The 17,396-nt window shown below is 40.0% G+C and carries 15 protein-coding genes; 7 read left to right on the plus strand and 8 right to left on the minus strand.

Features of this window, described 5'->3' with window-relative positions; translation table 11 throughout:
* The first annotated feature begins 26 nt into the window (after positions 1-26).
* A complete protein-coding gene (locus ACWATA_RS21085) occupies positions 27-587 on the plus strand; it encodes a DUF2777 domain-containing protein (protein ID WP_033578020.1) in 561 nt (186 codons plus the stop codon).
* Between the two features lie 85 nt (positions 588-672).
* On the opposite strand, the gene ACWATA_RS21090 is transcribed toward ACWATA_RS21085, so the two are convergent.
* From ACWATA_RS21090 to ACWATA_RS21100, 3 genes are all read right to left on the minus strand, one after another.
* The gene (locus tag ACWATA_RS21090; protein WP_430049101.1) at positions 673-807 is read right to left on the minus strand and encodes a hypothetical protein; all 135 of its coding nucleotides are present in this window, start codon (positions 805-807) and stop codon (positions 673-675) included.
* Positions 808-928: 121 nt separating this feature from the next.
* A complete protein-coding gene (locus ACWATA_RS21095) occupies positions 929-1,276 on the minus strand; it encodes a DUF1516 family protein (protein WP_013055360.1) in 348 nt (115 codons plus the stop codon).
* Positions 1,277-1,354: 78 nt separating this feature from the next.
* Entirely contained in the window at positions 1,355-2,527 is a 1,173-nt protein-coding gene (locus tag ACWATA_RS21100; RefSeq protein WP_430049103.1) for a DUF418 domain-containing protein, read from the minus strand.
* A gap of 198 nt (positions 2,528-2,725) precedes the next feature.
* Here ACWATA_RS21100 and ACWATA_RS21105 point away from each other — a divergent pair, with 198 nt between their 5' ends.
* From ACWATA_RS21105 to ACWATA_RS21130, 6 genes are all read left to right on the plus strand, one after another.
* On the plus strand, positions 2,726-2,947 hold the full coding sequence (locus ACWATA_RS21105) for a spore germination protein (protein WP_013055358.1): 222 nt from the start codon (positions 2,726-2,728) through the stop codon (positions 2,945-2,947).
* A gap of 30 nt (positions 2,948-2,977) precedes the next feature.
* Positions 2,978-3,253, plus strand: coding sequence for a spore germination protein GerPB (locus ACWATA_RS21110; RefSeq protein ID WP_029324687.1), 276 nt, complete (start codon positions 2,978-2,980; stop codon positions 3,251-3,253).
* 89 nt (positions 3,254-3,342) lie between these two features.
* On the plus strand, positions 3,343-4,059 hold the full coding sequence (gene gerPC / locus ACWATA_RS21115; protein ID WP_048021936.1) for a spore germination protein GerPC: 717 nt from the start codon (positions 3,343-3,345) through the stop codon (positions 4,057-4,059).
* Positions 4,056-4,232, plus strand: coding sequence for a hypothetical protein (locus ACWATA_RS21120; RefSeq protein ID WP_013055355.1), 177 nt, complete (start codon positions 4,056-4,058; stop codon positions 4,230-4,232). The genes gerPC and ACWATA_RS21120 overlap by 4 nt, the downstream gene beginning before the upstream one ends.
* Positions 4,233-4,244: 12 nt before the next feature.
* Positions 4,245-4,676: a spore germination protein GerPE gene (locus ACWATA_RS21125; RefSeq protein WP_430049105.1), complete on the plus strand. Its 432-nt coding sequence runs from the start codon at positions 4,245-4,247 to the stop codon at positions 4,674-4,676.
* Between the two features lie 60 nt (positions 4,677-4,736).
* Positions 4,737-4,955, plus strand: a complete 219-nt coding sequence (locus tag ACWATA_RS21130) for a spore germination protein (RefSeq protein ID WP_013055353.1) — start codon at positions 4,737-4,739, stop codon at positions 4,953-4,955.
* A 46-nt stretch (positions 4,956-5,001) separates the two neighbouring features.
* Here ACWATA_RS21130 and hlpB read toward each other — a convergent pair whose 3' ends face one another.
* From hlpB to addB, 5 genes are read right to left on the minus strand one after another with little or no spacing between them, the layout of a single operon-like run.
* On the minus strand, positions 5,002-5,307 hold the full coding sequence (gene hlpB, locus ACWATA_RS21135; protein WP_033578017.1) for an HNH nuclease-like protein HlpB: 306 nt from the start codon (positions 5,305-5,307) through the stop codon (positions 5,002-5,004).
* A 14-nt stretch (positions 5,308-5,321) separates the two neighbouring features.
* Positions 5,322-8,714: an AAA family ATPase gene (locus ACWATA_RS21140; RefSeq protein ID WP_473050165.1), complete on the minus strand. Its 3,393-nt coding sequence runs from the start codon at positions 8,712-8,714 to the stop codon at positions 5,322-5,324.
* On the minus strand, positions 8,711-9,895 hold the full coding sequence (locus ACWATA_RS21145; protein WP_048021930.1) for an exonuclease SbcCD subunit D: 1,185 nt from the start codon (positions 9,893-9,895) through the stop codon (positions 8,711-8,713). The genes ACWATA_RS21140 and ACWATA_RS21145 overlap by 4 nt, the downstream gene beginning before the upstream one ends.
* Before the next feature lie 53 nt (positions 9,896-9,948).
* Positions 9,949-13,686, minus strand: coding sequence for a helicase-exonuclease AddAB subunit AddA (gene addA, locus ACWATA_RS21150; protein ID WP_473050166.1), 3,738 nt, complete (start codon positions 13,684-13,686; stop codon positions 9,949-9,951).
* Positions 13,679-17,179 carry a helicase-exonuclease AddAB subunit AddB gene (addB, locus tag ACWATA_RS21155; protein ID WP_033578013.1) on the minus strand — a complete coding sequence of 1,167 codons (3,501 nt, stop codon included), beginning with the start codon at positions 17,177-17,179 and terminating at the stop codon, positions 13,679-13,681. The genes addA and addB overlap by 8 nt, the downstream gene beginning before the upstream one ends.
* Positions 17,180-17,396 lie beyond the last annotated feature (217 nt).

Raw genomic sequence — 17,396 nt, forward strand, 5'->3', positions numbered from 1 at the left:
GATAAATTTCACACGGAGGTTTGATTATGAATCATTATTCTAAACAACAAGCTATGAACAATCAGCCGCGTTCCTTCGTGATTGGTACGGTTGAATGTGTTGATTCACAGTGGATTTTCTTTGAAGATGAAAGTGACGAAGCTTCCATGCTTCATGAAGTAATGGATGAGACATTAGAACTTCTTATTGATACACGCTGGGAAAAAGCCATTATGGTTGATGACCGTCAAATAAAGCTTCACGATGGAACGTATTTATTGCGAAATGGGGATAAGCTAAGACTGACTAAAAAGCTACCTTATGCATACGAACAGCTTCTTCAATCACTACCGAAAGAGACCTTTTTATCATTCACTCAGCACTTAAATTCATTAAAATTCTCTCTTTATGATTGTATTTACTGTCACAACACATTATGTTTTTTACCGACAGACGGTGATACAAAAGGTGCTAATTTTATCATTTATGACAATGAGGAAAAAATTTGTGCCGTTCAGCATTTATTCGAACGAGGCACGCATTACCTAGACCGATTTGAATATACCGTTAACGATGGAGAACGTTCAATGAATCTTTTTTTAGATTAAAGCAAAAGAAAAGAGTTTGAGACATAACTTCATCAACCTAATCTAAAAAGAAAAAATTGGATATATGAGTTCGTATTGATTGCTTTTAAACCGCTATTGATTTCCGTGCAAGGCTTCGCTTTCCGCGGGCGGCCGATGAGCCTCCTCGTCGCTTACGCTCCTGCGGGGTCTCACCTGTGCCACTTTTCCCGCAGGAGTCTTCGCCTTGCCCTCCAATCAACAGCTAGAAGCACCTACACGCATTAAATTTACTTTCACCATGACAACGAAAAAAAAACCGAAGTATTAATCAGAATTCTGATTAATACTTCGGTTTTTTTTTGAACTAAAATACTCTTGCCTTATCCTAGTACGACATATCCGTAATAGAATACTAAGATAAGCGCAATTACAAGAACTGCCCAAGCAACGCCTGTACGTTTTCTTTTTTCAGTACGAACAAGGACCATTTCCATTCCCACAAGCACTAACACTCCGGCAATTCCTTTAATGAGCGCTGCGCCTTGAAAATGGTACCAAGCTGCTAACATATGCAGACCTGATACTAATACTAATAAGTATAGAAGTCTCGCCACCATATGTAGGATTTTTTGACCTTTAGCTTTACCTGCTCGATGTAAAATCAACGAAACCACAAACGAGATAATCAATAATGTCCAAAGCGTTACATGAATATGTAGTGGAGCCATTCATCTCACGTCCTTTCTGAAAATATCATATCATGAAAACCTTTCCTTCACCAATAATATAAGGAAGGAAAAGGATTTTTAGCGGCTGCGTCTATATGTAGCATACCGAATGAGTTTTTCAAGCGGTCCATCTGAAAATAGGCTCATCCATATCCAGCTTCCCAGCAGTTGAATAAAAATGATAATCCCCGCAATAGCCAATCCTTCTACAATTGAAATATGTCCGTAGTATCCTAACCCATATGAGTAAAAAAGGAATGTACATACAATGGACTGGACAATATAGTTAGTTAAAATCATTCTCCCCAAAAAGGCAAATGGCTGCATGATTTTTCGAATAGATACACTTCGCATAGCCAATGTGACCAACGTTACAACAAAAATTGCTCCTGCCGTTCCTCCGATTGTATCGTGGATATAGGATGTAGCTACATTGTGATCTAAAGCATACGGCAGTACGGATGATACTGTATACGCGATAAATGAAATAAGGCAAAGCCACTTTGTCTCCACTATATATTCTTCTATTTCTTCGAACCAATCGCTTTTCGCCATAAAACCGCCTAATAAAAACAGTGGAAATAGCGATAAAAACAGAAAAGGAACCGTATTTAAATTATACGCGTAGTACCAATCCAGCAAGCGCTGATGAAATATTGACGCAAAACTTCCGTGTCCATATACTTGAATCGCTTGGTCAATAATAGGCTGGTGAATTCCCGCTGCTGTCTCTCCTTCATTAGCAAAAGCCGCTACCGTTAAAATAACAATCATAATCACAGCGTAAATACTAAATATTCCAGTTCCCCATGCTAATAACACTTCTTTCTTTGCTTCTTGAAAAAACAGCATAATCAAAGCAAAGAAGCTGTATATCACAATCATATCACCATGCCAAATAAATACAGCATGAATAGCTCCAACGAGAAGCAAAGCTGTCATTCTTCGTACATAAAAAGGAGTAAAGCTTACTTGCCTTTCGTATGTACGCTGGAACATTTTCATAAAACCAAATCCAAACAAAATAGCAAGCAGCGCGTACCCTGTCTGCCCTACTACTATATCAACTAATCCATTAGCAACATAACTCATTCTTGAACCATTCATCAAATTATTGTCGTAATAGGCAGCAGGCGAATAAAAATCGGGCATGTTCATCAGCAAAATACCAATAAGCGCGATTCCTTTTAATACATCCGCTGCTTCAATACGCTGTTCTTTATCAGTCGCGTTCATTTTGAAACGTTTCATTCTTTCACACCTTACATGCTTTCATTATTGCTTTCACATTATATCGAACATAAAAGTTTTTCTTCAATGTTTACTATTTCCATTCCTCTTTTTAATGTTTTACTTACTCTTTGCATATAGATAAGGAAAAAGCATTAATCACCTTTTTGTCTAGGCTTCATATGCTGTTACTAGACTAAATTAAAAGGGTGTTTGCCTATGCCTGCCATTGTTGGTGTTGTTAATCTTAACAGTGTTGGTTCAGCCAGCGTCTTTCATATTGGAGATGTTTATACAATAGCCCCTATTTCTACTGCTAAAACATTTGCTGGCGCAGGTTCGTTTAATACAGGCGACGGATTATATGTTGTGAATCAGCAGAGCTCAACGAATACGTCGGACAATGACGTAAATGATCAAAATGTCGCTGGAAATCTCTAGTAGAAATGAAGCTCATACAGGAGGATGCTTATGAACTTTTATGTAAATCAAAGTATCTGTATTCAAAGTATGAAAATCAGTGCCGTAAGTAACTCTTCGGTACTTCAAATTGGAAGCGTAGGTGTTATTAAACCGAACTCAAATCTCTTTAATACAGGAGGGTTTACAGGCGCTGCACCTACTGAAACAAAAAAAGGCATTCTTGGATCTGTTTCTCCCTCTACCTTTACTCCCGGAACCGGTGCTGGCACTGCACCCGCTCCTTTTTCACAGTCGTTAACTCCCCCAGCTCGAGACAACGACTGACATGTTACAACCTTCATCGCCATATGTATATATATAACTATTTTCTTTATCGGGAGATAAGGGAATCGAGGTGATTGAAGGTGGATAACATGGACTATATTCAGCAGGTATATCAGTATGTTCAGCAAATGTCTTCGTATATTCAGCAGCAAGAAGGACGCATTGCTCAGCTTGAAAAAAACGTACAAGAACTTCAGAAAAAAATAAAAGAGTTAGGTGAACAGCCACCTATTAAAATTGATAAAATTGAATATAAATTTGAACAGTTAAAAATTGATTCTTTAGATGGAACATTAAATATTGGATTGAACCCTCTTACACCCGATAATTTAGAAGATATCATTATTAATGAGAAACCAGAAGTAACGTTTCCGCAAGGAGCTCAGCCACAAGGTCAGCCGCCTCAAGGTGAGCAGCCGGGACAACCCGGAGGTCCTGGACCGCAAAATCCCAGCTTAAAACCATTGGATCGCCAGCTAGAAAAGCAGTGGGTCTCTGATATTCATGAAACGATTTTAAATGAGCTTAATCAATATGGCTTTTCTATGGTTCAACATGTGCTTGATGAGCGCTCGATGATGATTGATGAATCGTACTACGAGTTTATTTTAGAAGATATTAAAAAGCAGCTGCAGCAGCGGATTACTTTTTATATACAGCAAGTTCAGCCGGAGGAAATGGAACGGAATTTTGAACAAATTAAACCGCAAATTATCGGTAAACTTTATGAAGATATGAAAAAAGGAATTGACGCATTTTTAACGTATTTACCTGAATCCTTAAAGAAAGGTGGACCCCCTTCATGAACTTTAACGTTGTAAACCGTGAATTGCTTGTTGGAGACGTTAGTATTACAGGCGTATCTTCTTCTTCTCTTTTTTTAATTGGTGATGCAAATTATATCTCTCTATCTTCAACATTTGATACGCCAGCGGAATCTTTGATTATCGGTCCTTATGTTCCACTATCGTTATCATAAAGGAGCTTATGTATGCTTTCACGCACATCTTCTGTTAATTATATAGAAATTAATTCCTTGTCAGCGAGCTCTTTTTGCCAAATTGGAGATTCAACAGAAATTCACCTACTTAATAAAGCGTTAGCTGATCGGAGACAGTATCCGTTTTTCTACGGCAGAGAAGGAAATTTTGATGATTATGCTATCTTTAGTGAGCCTATTCCCCATGGCGACTACGAACCTATTCCCGTTCAAACATGGAATGAAATACCTTTGATACGCGTTAACAGAATTGATATAAAAGGATGTTCATTTTCATCAGTTATTCATGTTGGCTCAACGTGCAATGTGTATGCAGAAGCTCGCATTAAGCATATTCGTGAACTAATCAACGATGAACCTTCACAGGAAGCTGAAGCCGGAACATCGAAAAAAGCTACCTCAGCACCTAGCGGCAGTGAGTGAACCTTTTAAGAAGCTGCTCATATACTAAACTAATATCACGAAAAAAAGGGTGTGAACCTCATGCCAGCAATAATTGGACCCGTTAGTATCACGAGCGTCGGAGGCGGTGTCGTAACGTTTGGAGATACGTTTTATGTTTCTCCAAAAAGCGCTGCTAAAACAGCCTCAGGCTCCGGTTCTTTAAATACAGGTAACTTTGTTAATACTAATAACGGCATTTCAGGAACAAATACGTTAGATCCAGATTTATTCGATCAAAATATAGCGGCAAACGCTTAAAAAAACCCCTTATCTTTGCTATTAAAGCGGATAAGGGGTTTTTTATTCACCTGGATTTTCGGCTGTTTGATTTTTTGGTTTTAGGTAATTTAGAAGAAGGCTGTTTACGAATCCATTTAATAAAGGAGCTAATTTTAGAATCAGCTTGTAATAAAGAAATCGTATTAAGACGAATGGCTAATTCATCATTCGTGTATAACGCATGAATTTGTTTATGACACGGAATACATAAGTTTGCCGTCGGTTCAAACGCTCCGCCCATTTCCTTTGGCGTTAAATGATGTACGGTCGTCAAGACATCCTGCCTTCCGCATAATTCGCATGTTCCTATTCGCCTGTCTTTTTTCTTCATATAGATTTCCTTCCCTATAAAGTTTCTACTCTTACACTAGTTCCTTTGCCAGAAGGCTCGGACGGCTCAACAATCAAACGTTTTGGCAGACGAGCACGAAGTTCTTGTACGTGACTGATGACTCCAATTGATAAATTATTGGACTGAAGCTTTTCAAGCGCCGTAACCACGGTATCAAGAAGCTCTCCATCAAGCGTTCCAAATCCTTCATCTAAAAAGAAAAACTGCAGTGGATATTCTCCTCTTAGCTGTATTTGTGCAGATAATGAAAGGGCCAGAGCGAGGGAAGTTAAAAATGTTTCCCCTCCCGATAAAGTTGAAACCGGACGTTTTACGCCTCCATTTGCATCATCTCTCATGATAAAGCCGCCTTGTGAATCAACTTCAATCGCATAGCGCTGACGTGTTAATATACCCAGACGCTCTGAAGCATCTCGGCTAACGGACATCAGCTGTTCTTCAGCAATATATTCGACGAAAGCATTTCCTTTAAATACTGTTTGAAGCTTTTGATACTGTTCAAATAACGCTTGTTTTTCTTCACGGTCCTGTTCAAGCACTAAAAATCGCTCATGCCGTTCTTTGACGCTTTTTAACGTTTGCTCAGCTGCTCCCTTGAGCTGAACGGCTTCTTTTACAGCGGCTTTTATATCATGAAGCAGCTGCTGAGTTTCTTCAAATTGCTGCTCTTCTATGGACTGGTGATTCAGCTGGATATTTAACTGTTCAATTGATGACTTCATCTGTTTTATGTTGTCCCAATAAGCCTGAACAGTTTCATCCAACAATTTCATCTCATCATGTGATAACAAAGCTTGCTGAACTTCTTTTTCTTCGCTGAATAAAGAATTCCCTATCGCTTCTTCCCATTTTCCAGCTGCTTTTTTATACTGGATATGAGCTGTTTCTAGAGATTCGCTCGCTGCTTTTTCATCCATTTGCAGCGTTTGATACGCTTTTTGAACAGTCTGCCAATGTTGATACGCCTGCTGTTCATTCGTCTCTAACTCCGCAAGTAAGTGAACTGTTTTTTGCAGCGCTTGTTCAATATCTTCTTGATCTGTAAGCGTACGCAAGCGTTCAATTTGCGAGTGAACAAGAGATTGTTTATGAGACAGCATTGCTTTTAATTCTGTAAATTCTTTTTCGCCCGCATATTTTTCTTCTTTTAGACGTTCGATTTTCTTTTGCTGATTTTCAAAAAATACGCTGCTTTTTTCAATTCGAGCCTTTATTGTCTGCTCTTCTTTTTCTCGCTCGTTTAGCTGTTCATTAATTTTTTCCATCTCTTCAAATACAAAGGAAGGATAATCTTGTTGAAAAGCTTCTCTTCCTGCTTGTAACGCTTGTTTTTGCTGAGTTACTTTTCTTTCCAATTCAGCTTGTTCTTTTTGATAATGAGCAAGCTCTAATTCAATCTTTTCAAGACTTTGCTGGACCTTTTGTACCTGCCCGAGAATTGCCTGCTGTTTTTCACTTATCTGCAAATAATCCTGCTCAAGAGATTTAATTTCAACTTCTATTTTCTTAGCATACTGACCAAAGGCATCTGTACTCATTTCTCCTAAAGCAGGAACTTGGCCAGCTTCGTTCATAAACCCAGCTAAATCAGGTATTTTTTCAACAAGAGGTTTAGCTAGCTGTTCAAGCTGCATTTTAAGCGACGAATAGCTAAATCGCTGTTCACGCAACTGATTGACTTGATCTTCGAACTGATCCGCTGATTCTACTGTACCATTTTCTTCTTTTTGGTTTAACACGGGGTTAGGATGATGCTCAGAGCCACAAACTGGACAAGGCTCTCCTTTAGTCAGCTGCTCAGCTAATTGATGAGCCAGACGATGTGACCATTCTTTTTCCTTGCGTCTTTTTAGATCACTCATTAAATGATCCGCTTGTTGAAAAAGCTGCTGAAACTCTTTTTCCCGCTCACATACAGTGTGATACAAGCCTTGAATATCCGAAAATAACTCTTTACTTCGTTCTATTGTTTGCTGATATCTCTCTTGGTGTGTTTGTTTTTGTGTATGCAAATGTTGAAGCTGTTCCGCTTTTTCTTTATACGTTTTTTGGCCTTCATCTAGATTTTTTTTATCATTATTCCATACTTGATAACGGTAGAATGCTTGCTGAACAGCCTGCCGATAATCAGGTTGAATCTCCACTTTTGTTAATGCTTCTTTTAACTCTTTTTGAAGGTTCAGACCCTGCTGATACCGCTTATCCGCTTCTATTAATTCATCATTTTTCGTTTGAAGTGCCTGCTGCTTTTGCTGAAGAGAAACTTCCGCTTCTTTTACTTCTTGCTGCCCATCTTTAATTTGTTTTTGAAGATCAGAAGCTTGTTGAAGCTGTTCTTTTTGAACAACTAATTTGGGCTGCTGTTCATTTTTTTGTAAGCGAGCCTGCTCATATAAGCTATTCGATCGCTTATATTCCTCACTTTGCTGAACAATTTGCACTTTTAATTTTTCTACTTTATCTTTATAAAGCTTCTGCTGTTTTTCAGCTTGTTCAAATGTTTCTAAATAAGGAAAAAGACGCTCTGCCTGCTGCGCTTTCGTCAGCAAATCTTGCTTTTGTTTAATATCCTCTTCCTGCTTAGAAGCATGCACTAGTTTTTCTTCTAACAGTGTTTTTTCCTGCTGCGCTTTCCAAAGAGATGCCTGCTGATCGTATCGTTCCTGCAAATCAGCCGCTTCTTTTTCTCGTTTTTCCAAAAGTACAATGCTATCACTTACAAGCTGCTCGGCTTCTGTTACTTTCTCTGTTGAAGCTTCACCTAATCCCGTTTGTTCTGCCGTGATTTTATCTAGGTCTGTTTTTAGCTGCTGAACTTGATAGCGTATTTTCTTACTAAGCTGATCTCCGTACTGCTCGAGATTAAAAAGACGCTGAAGCATTTGACGACGTTCCGTCCCTTTTAACGATAAAAACTCTGCAAATTTTCCTTGTGGTAATACAACAGCTCTTGTAAAATCATCAATTGTTAAACCAAGAAGTTCCTGTACCTGCTGGTTTACATCATTTGTTTTATCCGCTAATACGTACGTTTCATCTTCGATTTCAATCAATCGACTGGAAGCTGATTTCACACGCAGCTCATCTGTCCGTTTAAAGCTTCGTTCAACAGTATAGCGTTTTTTATGACTCGCGTTTTCCAGCTCGAACGTAAACGATACTTTCAGTTCATTTTCCCCGTGATTTAAAATTCCTTGTGTATTATTGGCTGCACGCTCTACTTTTCCGTATAAAGCTAGTGTAATGGCATCCAAAATGGAGGATTTCCCGCTTCCAGTAGGACCAAATATTCCAAACACACCGCCTGAACACAGCGCTTCAAAGTCGACAGTTTGTTTTTCTCTAAAACTGTGAAGCCCCGAAACGGTCAAGTTAATAGGTTTCATTTTTCATCCTCCTTTCCCGATACTTCTTCATCGTTAATCAAGGTTAAAAACAGTTTGACTAACTCATCATCAGGTGCCCCTCCGCCGGTTTGCCTGCTGTAGAACTTTGTAAACAGTTCTTCGATCGGCACTTCGCGCTGTGAACGTGTTTCATGTGCTAGTTCTTCTGCTTTGAATACCGGACGAATATGAATAAAGCCTGGATGAAGCTTGCGAAGTCGATGGATTTCTTCTAGTGAAAGTGCATCTTCTACGTGAACTTCTAAATCAACCCATGCCTGCGTATCTTTTTGCTCATCAAGCCACGTATATACTTCTGCCAATCCGTTTTTTGCTTTCCAACGTGTCAAAGGCTTTCCGCTAGATAATGGAATTTCCGTCATTTCAACCTCTTTTCCTGGCTGAGCATCTAAAATGGTCACGGACTTTGCGTACCCTGACTCTGAAAAGCTATAGGCAAGAGGTGACCCAGAATATCTTGCAAGGGTGTTGGCGCGATTGATCATTTGCGGGCGATGCAAATGTCCTAGAGCTACATATTGAGCATTAGCAGGCAAACTAGTTGCCGCCACCGTATAAGCTCCTCCTACTTCAATTGGACGTTCTGAGTCCGTTGAACTTCCGCCTGCTACGTAAATATGACTCATGGCAATATTAACGGTATCTGTTGTGAACTGCTCACTCATTTTATCAAAAATACCTTTTACTCTGGCATCATATGAGTTTCGAAGAGCCAGCTCATCATTTTCTTCTGCTAACAGTTCCTTTAACCTTGATTCAGATGGGTAAGGAAGAGCCGCAACCTTTAATATTTCATCTGATGTAGGAATGTGAATGCTTTCTACATCGGTAGTAGGCAAACCAAGAAGCGTAATATTTTGATGAACAGCTAATGGAGAAGCCGCCGACAGCCGATCTGGGTTGTCATGATTACCTGCAATAACAATAATCGGACGTTTTCCATTGTTGCTCAACCTAGACATACTTTCGTAAAAAAGCTGCTCTGCCGCTGCTGGAGGGTTAACCGTATCAAAGGCATCTCCCGCCATGAGAATAGCATCTATCTTTTCTTCTTCCACAATGTCTGCCAGTTCATCTAAAAACTGTGCTTGCTCAGCTAGACGGCTTCGACCTTCTAACGTTCGCCCCAAATGCCAATCCGCTGTATGTAATAAACGCATGTTACTCTCTCCTTATTGGTGAAAAAGAAGAAGACTATCGCCTTCTTCTTTTTTTATATTTCAACAGCATGTCCACCATCTAAAAAGTACAGATAGCGATGCTGAACAGGTTGTTTTACGATCCGCTCAATGGCCTTTGCGTAAAGCTCTAGCTGAATGCGGTATCTGTCAATTAGAAATGGTTTTGCTCGTTCAAAATCCCCTTGAAAACGATCCGAAATATTATCTGTTTTAAAATCAAGTAAAACGAGGCCTTCTTCCGTTTCATATAAACAATCAATAATACCTTGTACTAAAATCGTTTCATCTTCCTGCTCCCAATGATCATAGATTTCTTTAGCGGAGACACCTAAACTAAAAGGCATCTCTCTATAAACCGTGCGAGCCGTTTGAATACCTTGTGCAATGTCACTGTCTAAAAAATCTGCTACATCATTTGCATCAACGGCATCCGCTTGCTGTTGCGTCAACAATTCTTTGGTAACCATTGATTGAATAAAGTCTTGAACCATTTCGAGGGTATAAGCTTTATTTAATGGAAGCTGCTGCATAACGGCATGTGTAGCTGTTCCTCTTTCAGCTCCTGTGAGAGATTTCTCTTGAAGAAACAGCGGACGATTTTCAAGAGGTGCTTTAGCTCCCCGAACAAGATCACTGCTTGCACCTGCATCCGTCAGCTGCTGCTGCCTTTTTAGTTCAGAAACAGATTGCTTTGAACGATGAACGGAAGCTACACGATAATCATAAGACCAATTTAAGCGTCTATACACTTCCTCTTTATAATCGCTGGATTCTGTAACTGGCTCATGCTTTTGAAGAGCGTTCAAAAGCTCTTCATGATGCTGCTGCTCTTCAAGAGGCTGTTCGGCTAAATCACCTGCTAATAACGTTGAAAGCTTCCAGCTTGAAGCATGCTGATAAATCATCTCGGCCGGCCGGACCTCTCCTTCAACCATATGACTAACATTTTTGTGACGAATTAAAGAAGGTCCAATCCAGTCTAAATAACATTTTGCATCTCTTCTCACGTGAGCTGGAAGCGTCCAATCTTCGTGTCCCATAACGGAGCTCCATTGTCTGAGCTTTTCTGGTGCGTCTTTTACTGTTCCAACTAAAATAAGTTTTTCTTTCGCACGCGTCAAAGCTACGTATAATACCCGCATTTCCTCTGCCATGCTTTCTTTTTTCATTTTTTTCTTCATGGTCTGCTGAAGAAGAGTCGGGTACGTAATACGCAGTTTCGGATCAATATATTTAGATCCAAAACCTAGTTCTTTATCGAGTAAATAAGCTTTATTCAAGTCCATTAAGTTAAACTGACGAGCAAGACCAGCTACGAAAACAACAGGAAATTCAAGACCTTTACTGCTGTGGATCGTCATCAAACGCACCACATCTTCTTGTTCTCCCAGCGCTCGAGCAGCTCCTAAATCGTTCCCTCGATCCTGCATCCGTTCAATAAAGCGTAAAAAGCGGAACAGACCTCTAAATGAAGTCGCCTCATACTGGCGAGCGCGATCGTAAAGAGCACGTAAATTGGCTTGACGCTGTTTCCCGCCAGGAAGTCCGCCAACAAATTCAAAGAAACCCGTGTCGCGGTAAATTTGCCATACTAGTTCTGACAAAGAGCTTTGTCTAGCTTGTGTTCTCCATGCTTTTAACTGCTCATAGAAATATTTCACTTTATCGCGAAGTTCTTCATCATCTGAAGCCGCTAAGTACGTTTTTAACGCATCATAATACGTTCCTTTCTTTTGCTCTGCTCTCAGTGTAGCCAACTCTTCATCTGAAAGCCCTACTACCGGTGAGCGAAGAACAGAAGCTAACGGAATGTCTTGATGCGGGTTATCTACTACTTTTAATAAAGACATCATAATCATCACTTCAGTAGCATCAAAATAGCCTGTTGATAAATCCGCATAAATCGGCACGCCTTCTTGTTTAAATTCATCCATAATCTGCGCAGCCCAAGGCATGGAACGAAGCAAAATAACAAAGTCACGATACGTTACGTTTCTCATGATATCGAGCTTGCGATCATATATTTGAAAACGGTTTTGAACGAGTTCTTTGATTTTGCGCGCCATTGCTCTTGCCTCTAACTGAGCGGTTTCAAGCTCTGCTTCTGAAAAAGCGACGAGAGAAGAATCCGATTCTTCTTCCGCTCCTTCTTCTGCATTTTCTTTTGCAATCAGCAGAAGCTCCGTTTCCATTCCTTCCACTTTTGGATACGATGCTCCTAATTTTAAAGAAGCATCATCGTCATATGCAATTTCTCCTACTTCTTCATCCATCAGCTGGTTAAAAATAAAGTTTGTGGCGTCAAGCACTTGAGAACGACTTCGGAAGTTTTTATTTAAGTCAATACGTTTTCCAAATTGTCGTCCATCTTGCGTAAATCGCTTGTACTTCGTCAAAAACAAAAATGGCTCCGCTAAACGAAAGCGGTAAATGGATTGTTTTACATCTCCAACCATAAATAAATTCCCTTGTTCTTCACTATCTCTCGTCACTAATTTAATTAGTGTTTCTTGAACCATATTTGTATCTTGATATTCGTCAACAAGCACCTCTTCAAACTGAGTGCGATATTTTTGAGCAATGGACGAAGGCTTAAGCACCCCGTCTTCTTTTACACTCAAGATTTGCAGGCAATAATGCTCTAAATCAGAAAAGTCTACTAACCCTTTCTCTTTTTTGATGTGTTCATATCGTTCACCGAAGCGCTGAACTAAAAAGATTAGCGTTTCAATAACGGGCTTCATTTTTTCAAAATCAGCCATGTAGCCGTACAAAGGCCTAGAAAACAAATCAGCATGAAGCTTTTCAAGGCTTGTTTTCGCTTTTTTGCGAAGCTCTCCGAAATCATCTAAAAGCTGCGAGTCGTATGCATCTCCTTTACATGGCTTTAAACGAGTAAAATTCAAATTCTGCATTTCCTCATGCAAATCAGCAAAAGAATGCTTAGAAGCGCTGATCAGCCGATGAATTTGAGCCAGGTCTTCCTCTGCATTAACGGCGCGAGGAGCAGGCCCTCCCGGCAGCTTTGTTAGCTCTAAGCCCTGTTTTAAAATCGACTCAATGCCCACGAGCTGCGTTGTTACTTCTTGTAAAAGAAAAGACAAAAACGGAAGTGAATCAATAGAAGAGTTCTCTGTGACATCATATTGACTCACAATCATTTTAAGCCAGCCGTTTGGGTCGGGATTAGATCGTGCAAAGTCATATAGCTTTCTTACCATAAGCTGAATATCTAAGTCATTTCTGTCGCTTGTATAACGATCAATTAAATCAAAGAATCGCTCGTTCTGTTCAATACTGTACTGCTCTTCAAACAATTCTTCTAATACTTCTTCACGCAGAAGATCCGCTTCCGTATCATCTGCAATTCGAAAACCAGGGTCTACATCGATCAAATAATAATACGTTCGAATGACTTCTAAACAAAAAGAATGGAGCGTAGAAATCGACGCACGGTTTAATAAATTAAGCTGTCTGCGCAAGTGTAAAGAAGATGGATTCTTTTTTAACTCTTTTTCCAATGCTTCTCCAATTCGATTTCTCATTTCGGCTGCAGAAGCATTTGTAAACGTAGCAACTAGTAATCTATCAACATCGATTGGTTCCTCGCCCATCGTAATCTTTTTAATAATACGTTCGACTAAAACCGCTGTTTTTCCTGAGCCAGCCGCCGCGGCTACTAATATATCTTGACCGGATGAAACAATGGCGTTCCACTGATCATCCGTCCACTGGGAGTCGGCCGGTTTTACGTGTATATCTTCACTCATCTCGTTTGGCCTCCTCTCGAATTTTATCTAAAATAACATTTTGACTCTCTGTACTAAGCTGACGATATTCGTTGTTTTCCATTGATTCATCGAACTGACAGATTGAGCGGTATTCACAAAACGCACATGGTGTTTTATCTTTTAGCTTATAAGGCGAAATATCAATTTTTCCATTTGTAATCTCAGTACCTGCCTCTACAAACTTACCTCGCACATACTGACGGAGATGTGTAAAATCTTCTTCGCTCGCAACCGAAGAATTGGAATAAAAGCCCCCTGTCTTTTTAATACCCGCCGATATAACCTGTGAGTGCCCTGATTCTAACGTTTCGTCCATTAATCGGACTGCTTCCTCGTCCCCTAAAAGCAGTCCTTTCATTTTAAACTTCTTGAAGATTTCGGCTTCAATTTGATCGGGTTGTAATGCTTTAGTACTGTTGATCATTGGATTATGAACGTGGAAATAAAGAACGCCAGCAGGCAATGCTCCTCTATTATCATGAAGAAGCTGTTCAGCATACGTCACGACTATGTCTAAATAAGCTAAAATTTGAAGAGATAAACCATAGTACACTTCCACTAAGTTTAATGCTTTATCGCTTGATTTATAGTCGACAATACGCAGTAAAAGTCCCTTGGAGCTTTCCGCTTTATCCACTCTGTCAATTCGGCCAACAAGTTCCATCGTATGGCCATTTGGCAGTGTAAACTGCATAGAAGGCAGCTCCGCGCTAGGACCAAACCCTAATTCCAATCCAACAGGAACAAACCCGCTCACCTTAGCGTGCTCACTTAACACAAGCGACGCACGTTCAATAATTTGCTGCAGCTTATGTGTTAAATAGTGGTGGCGATTAGAGCTCAATAAAATTTCATTTTGTAAGCGCGGAGCAAGTTCGTGCACCGCAGCCGTAGAAAGCTGCTGACAGTCTTTTCTCGTTAAGTTCTTCCATTCTTTTTGACCGCCCCGTAGCTCGTCTGAAATCATCTTCAGCGCCGCGTGAAATAACTCGCCTATGTCAGGAGCTGCTAATTTGAAAACTTTTCGTTCTTTAAGCTTAAGCCCGTGAGAAGCAAAATGAGCGTACGGACAGGCTTCAAATTTCTCCATTCTCGATACGCTTGCTTGAATATGCTTTCCATACAGACGCTGACTCGTTTTCTTTGTTAACCTTTTTGCTTCGTTTTTATAAAATAAACTGCTTAGTACTTTCTCGCTGTATGAGTTCCAATCTGAATTTTCTACATAAAAATTATATACATCCCACCAAGCGGAACTCATCGGATAATGGCGTTTCCACCCTTGCAGCTGGCTGGCTAAATGCGCGATGCTCGTTAAGGGATTTGTTATATAATCAACTTGCTTTTCTTCTTCTAAATCCGTAGGCTCCGTCATTAACAGCTTTTCCTGCAGGAGCGGAAATAGCTCTTTTAATCGATTAATAACGAGTGAAGGCAGCAGAGTCTTCCCTTCCTCATTGGCAAGAGGATACGAAACATAAAGTTTTTCAGAAGAGCTGGAAAGTGCTAAATAAATGAGAAATTGTTCGTCAAACAGCTTTTGCCTTCCAGTTGGCGCAAGTAATAAGCCTGATTCAAGCAGCTGCTCTCTCTCTTTCTCAGATAACAGGCCATCGCTTTTTGGTTTAGCTGGAATCACACCGTCATTTACGCCTAGCACAAAGCTTGCTTTGATATCGGATAAACGCGAACGCTCGAAGCTTGCCACAACCACTTGATCCAGTGCAGGCGGAACAAGTGCAAACTGCATGCTGTCAAGCCCTGTCTCAAATAGATCCGCGAACAAAGAAATCGATACTTTCTCTTCTCCCATCATTTCAACAAACTGATCAAATAAGTGAAGAATTGCTTTCCATACCTGCTCGTGCTCTCTTGCTTCTTGAAGCTTACCTTCTTCTTCACATCGATTGCGCAGCGCTTCTATCTTTTGTGGAATATCTAAGTTCGTTAAAAAATGATAGAGTGCTTCTGCTTTTTCTTTTCCTATTTTCGCTTGTTTTAATTTTTGCTGAAGCGAATAAATAGGAGGAACAATCATATTTTTTAATTCATTTATTTTTTGCTCAAAAGCAAGCTCTTCGTCAGTTTTCCCAAGGTTCATGTCTTCAAGCGAACGATATTTTCTGTAGGTAAATGGCTCCTTACTCGTCCACTTAGATCCTTGAATACCGTAAGCAAGTACGTAATTTTCTAATTCATCCATCTCTTCGCGAAGCTGGTGCACATCAGATGACAAAGGAAATAAAAGGTCTGTTTTCACTGCCCGAAAGATGGTTTCGTATCGCCAGGACCCGCTTACCACCTCTAAGACTGAGCGAATAAATTCAACGAGTGGATGGTGAAACATCGCTCGCTTTTGGTCAATAAAGTACGGAATTTCATAATCTCGAAAAATGGTTTGAAGCAAGTCATGATAGTCTTCTGCATTTCTAACAATCAAGGCAATATCACGATAGCGATAGCCGTGATCACGCACAAGCGACAGCACTTCTCTCGCAATCCCTTCTACCTCTGCTCTTCGGCTAACAGCAGGCAGCAGCTGAATGTGCTCGGGCTCTGACTGAAATTCCGGCGTTGGCCGTTCATCATAATATCGTTCTACATAGGCAAGCTCTGGACTGTTTTGATGCCTTTTTTGTTCATTAAATACGTTTGGCTCTTGAATCTCTATCCCGTTTTCAGCCGCCAGGCCCATTATTTCTTGATACGTTTCGCTCGTTAATCGAAACAAGTGCAGGTCATTTGGAATAAAATCTTGATATGAATAATCAGAAGTAACCGCTATTTTCACTTCTCTACAAACTTTCATCAGCTCTACTAATACCGTTAATTCTTGAGGAGTATAGTGATGAAATCCATCTACATAAATCGTTGCTTGAGCAAGGTACACAGAAGAGACTACTTTTTCACTCAGCAGCTTCAAATAATCTTCTCCATCTACATATTTTGTCATCAGCTGTTTTTCTAATTCTCCGTAAATGAGATGTAAATCATGTAATTTATCAGCAAGGACTTTCTCATCTTCTGCTTGAAGTTTTTGCTTCATCTCTTCGAGAGACGGTGCATCTACCGTGTACTGTTTAAATTCTTTAACCATTTTTTCTAGTTCTTCAATAAACCCTGCTTGTTCTGAAGAATTCGCAAACAATCGAAGCTCTTTTTTTTGATGCTCGATAATTTTTTTAAGCATCATATGAATACCTGTTTGATCCACATGATAGCGGCTAATACCTCCGACTTCTTGCAGGATACGCCACGCAAGACGTGTAAAACTATAAACTTGAGCACGCATCATGCCTTCTAACCCAGGTGTTTGAACAAGCGCATACTCCGACTGAAATGTCATCTGTTCAGGTACAATATAAATAAGTGGATGCCCAAGCGGAGCATTTAACAGCTCTTGGCGCATGCTATTTAAAAGATATTCCGTTTTCCCGCTTCCTGAACGTCCTAATAAAAACTGTAGCCCCACGTTTTCACCCCTTCATTTTTCTTCTCTATATTTTTAGTTGTTTAAGTGCAAAATGGATAAACGCCACGCAAACACGTGACGCAGTCGTCAAAATTTTATAGTGATAATCAGCTAAATCTCTCTATCTCTCTCCTTATTATTTTACTGAACTTGCAGACAAAATTCCACTTTGCACATATGTGAAATGCTGGATGCAACAAAAAAACTTTTCAGTAGC

It is taken from the genome of Priestia sp. USM5 (assembly GCF_058323215.1).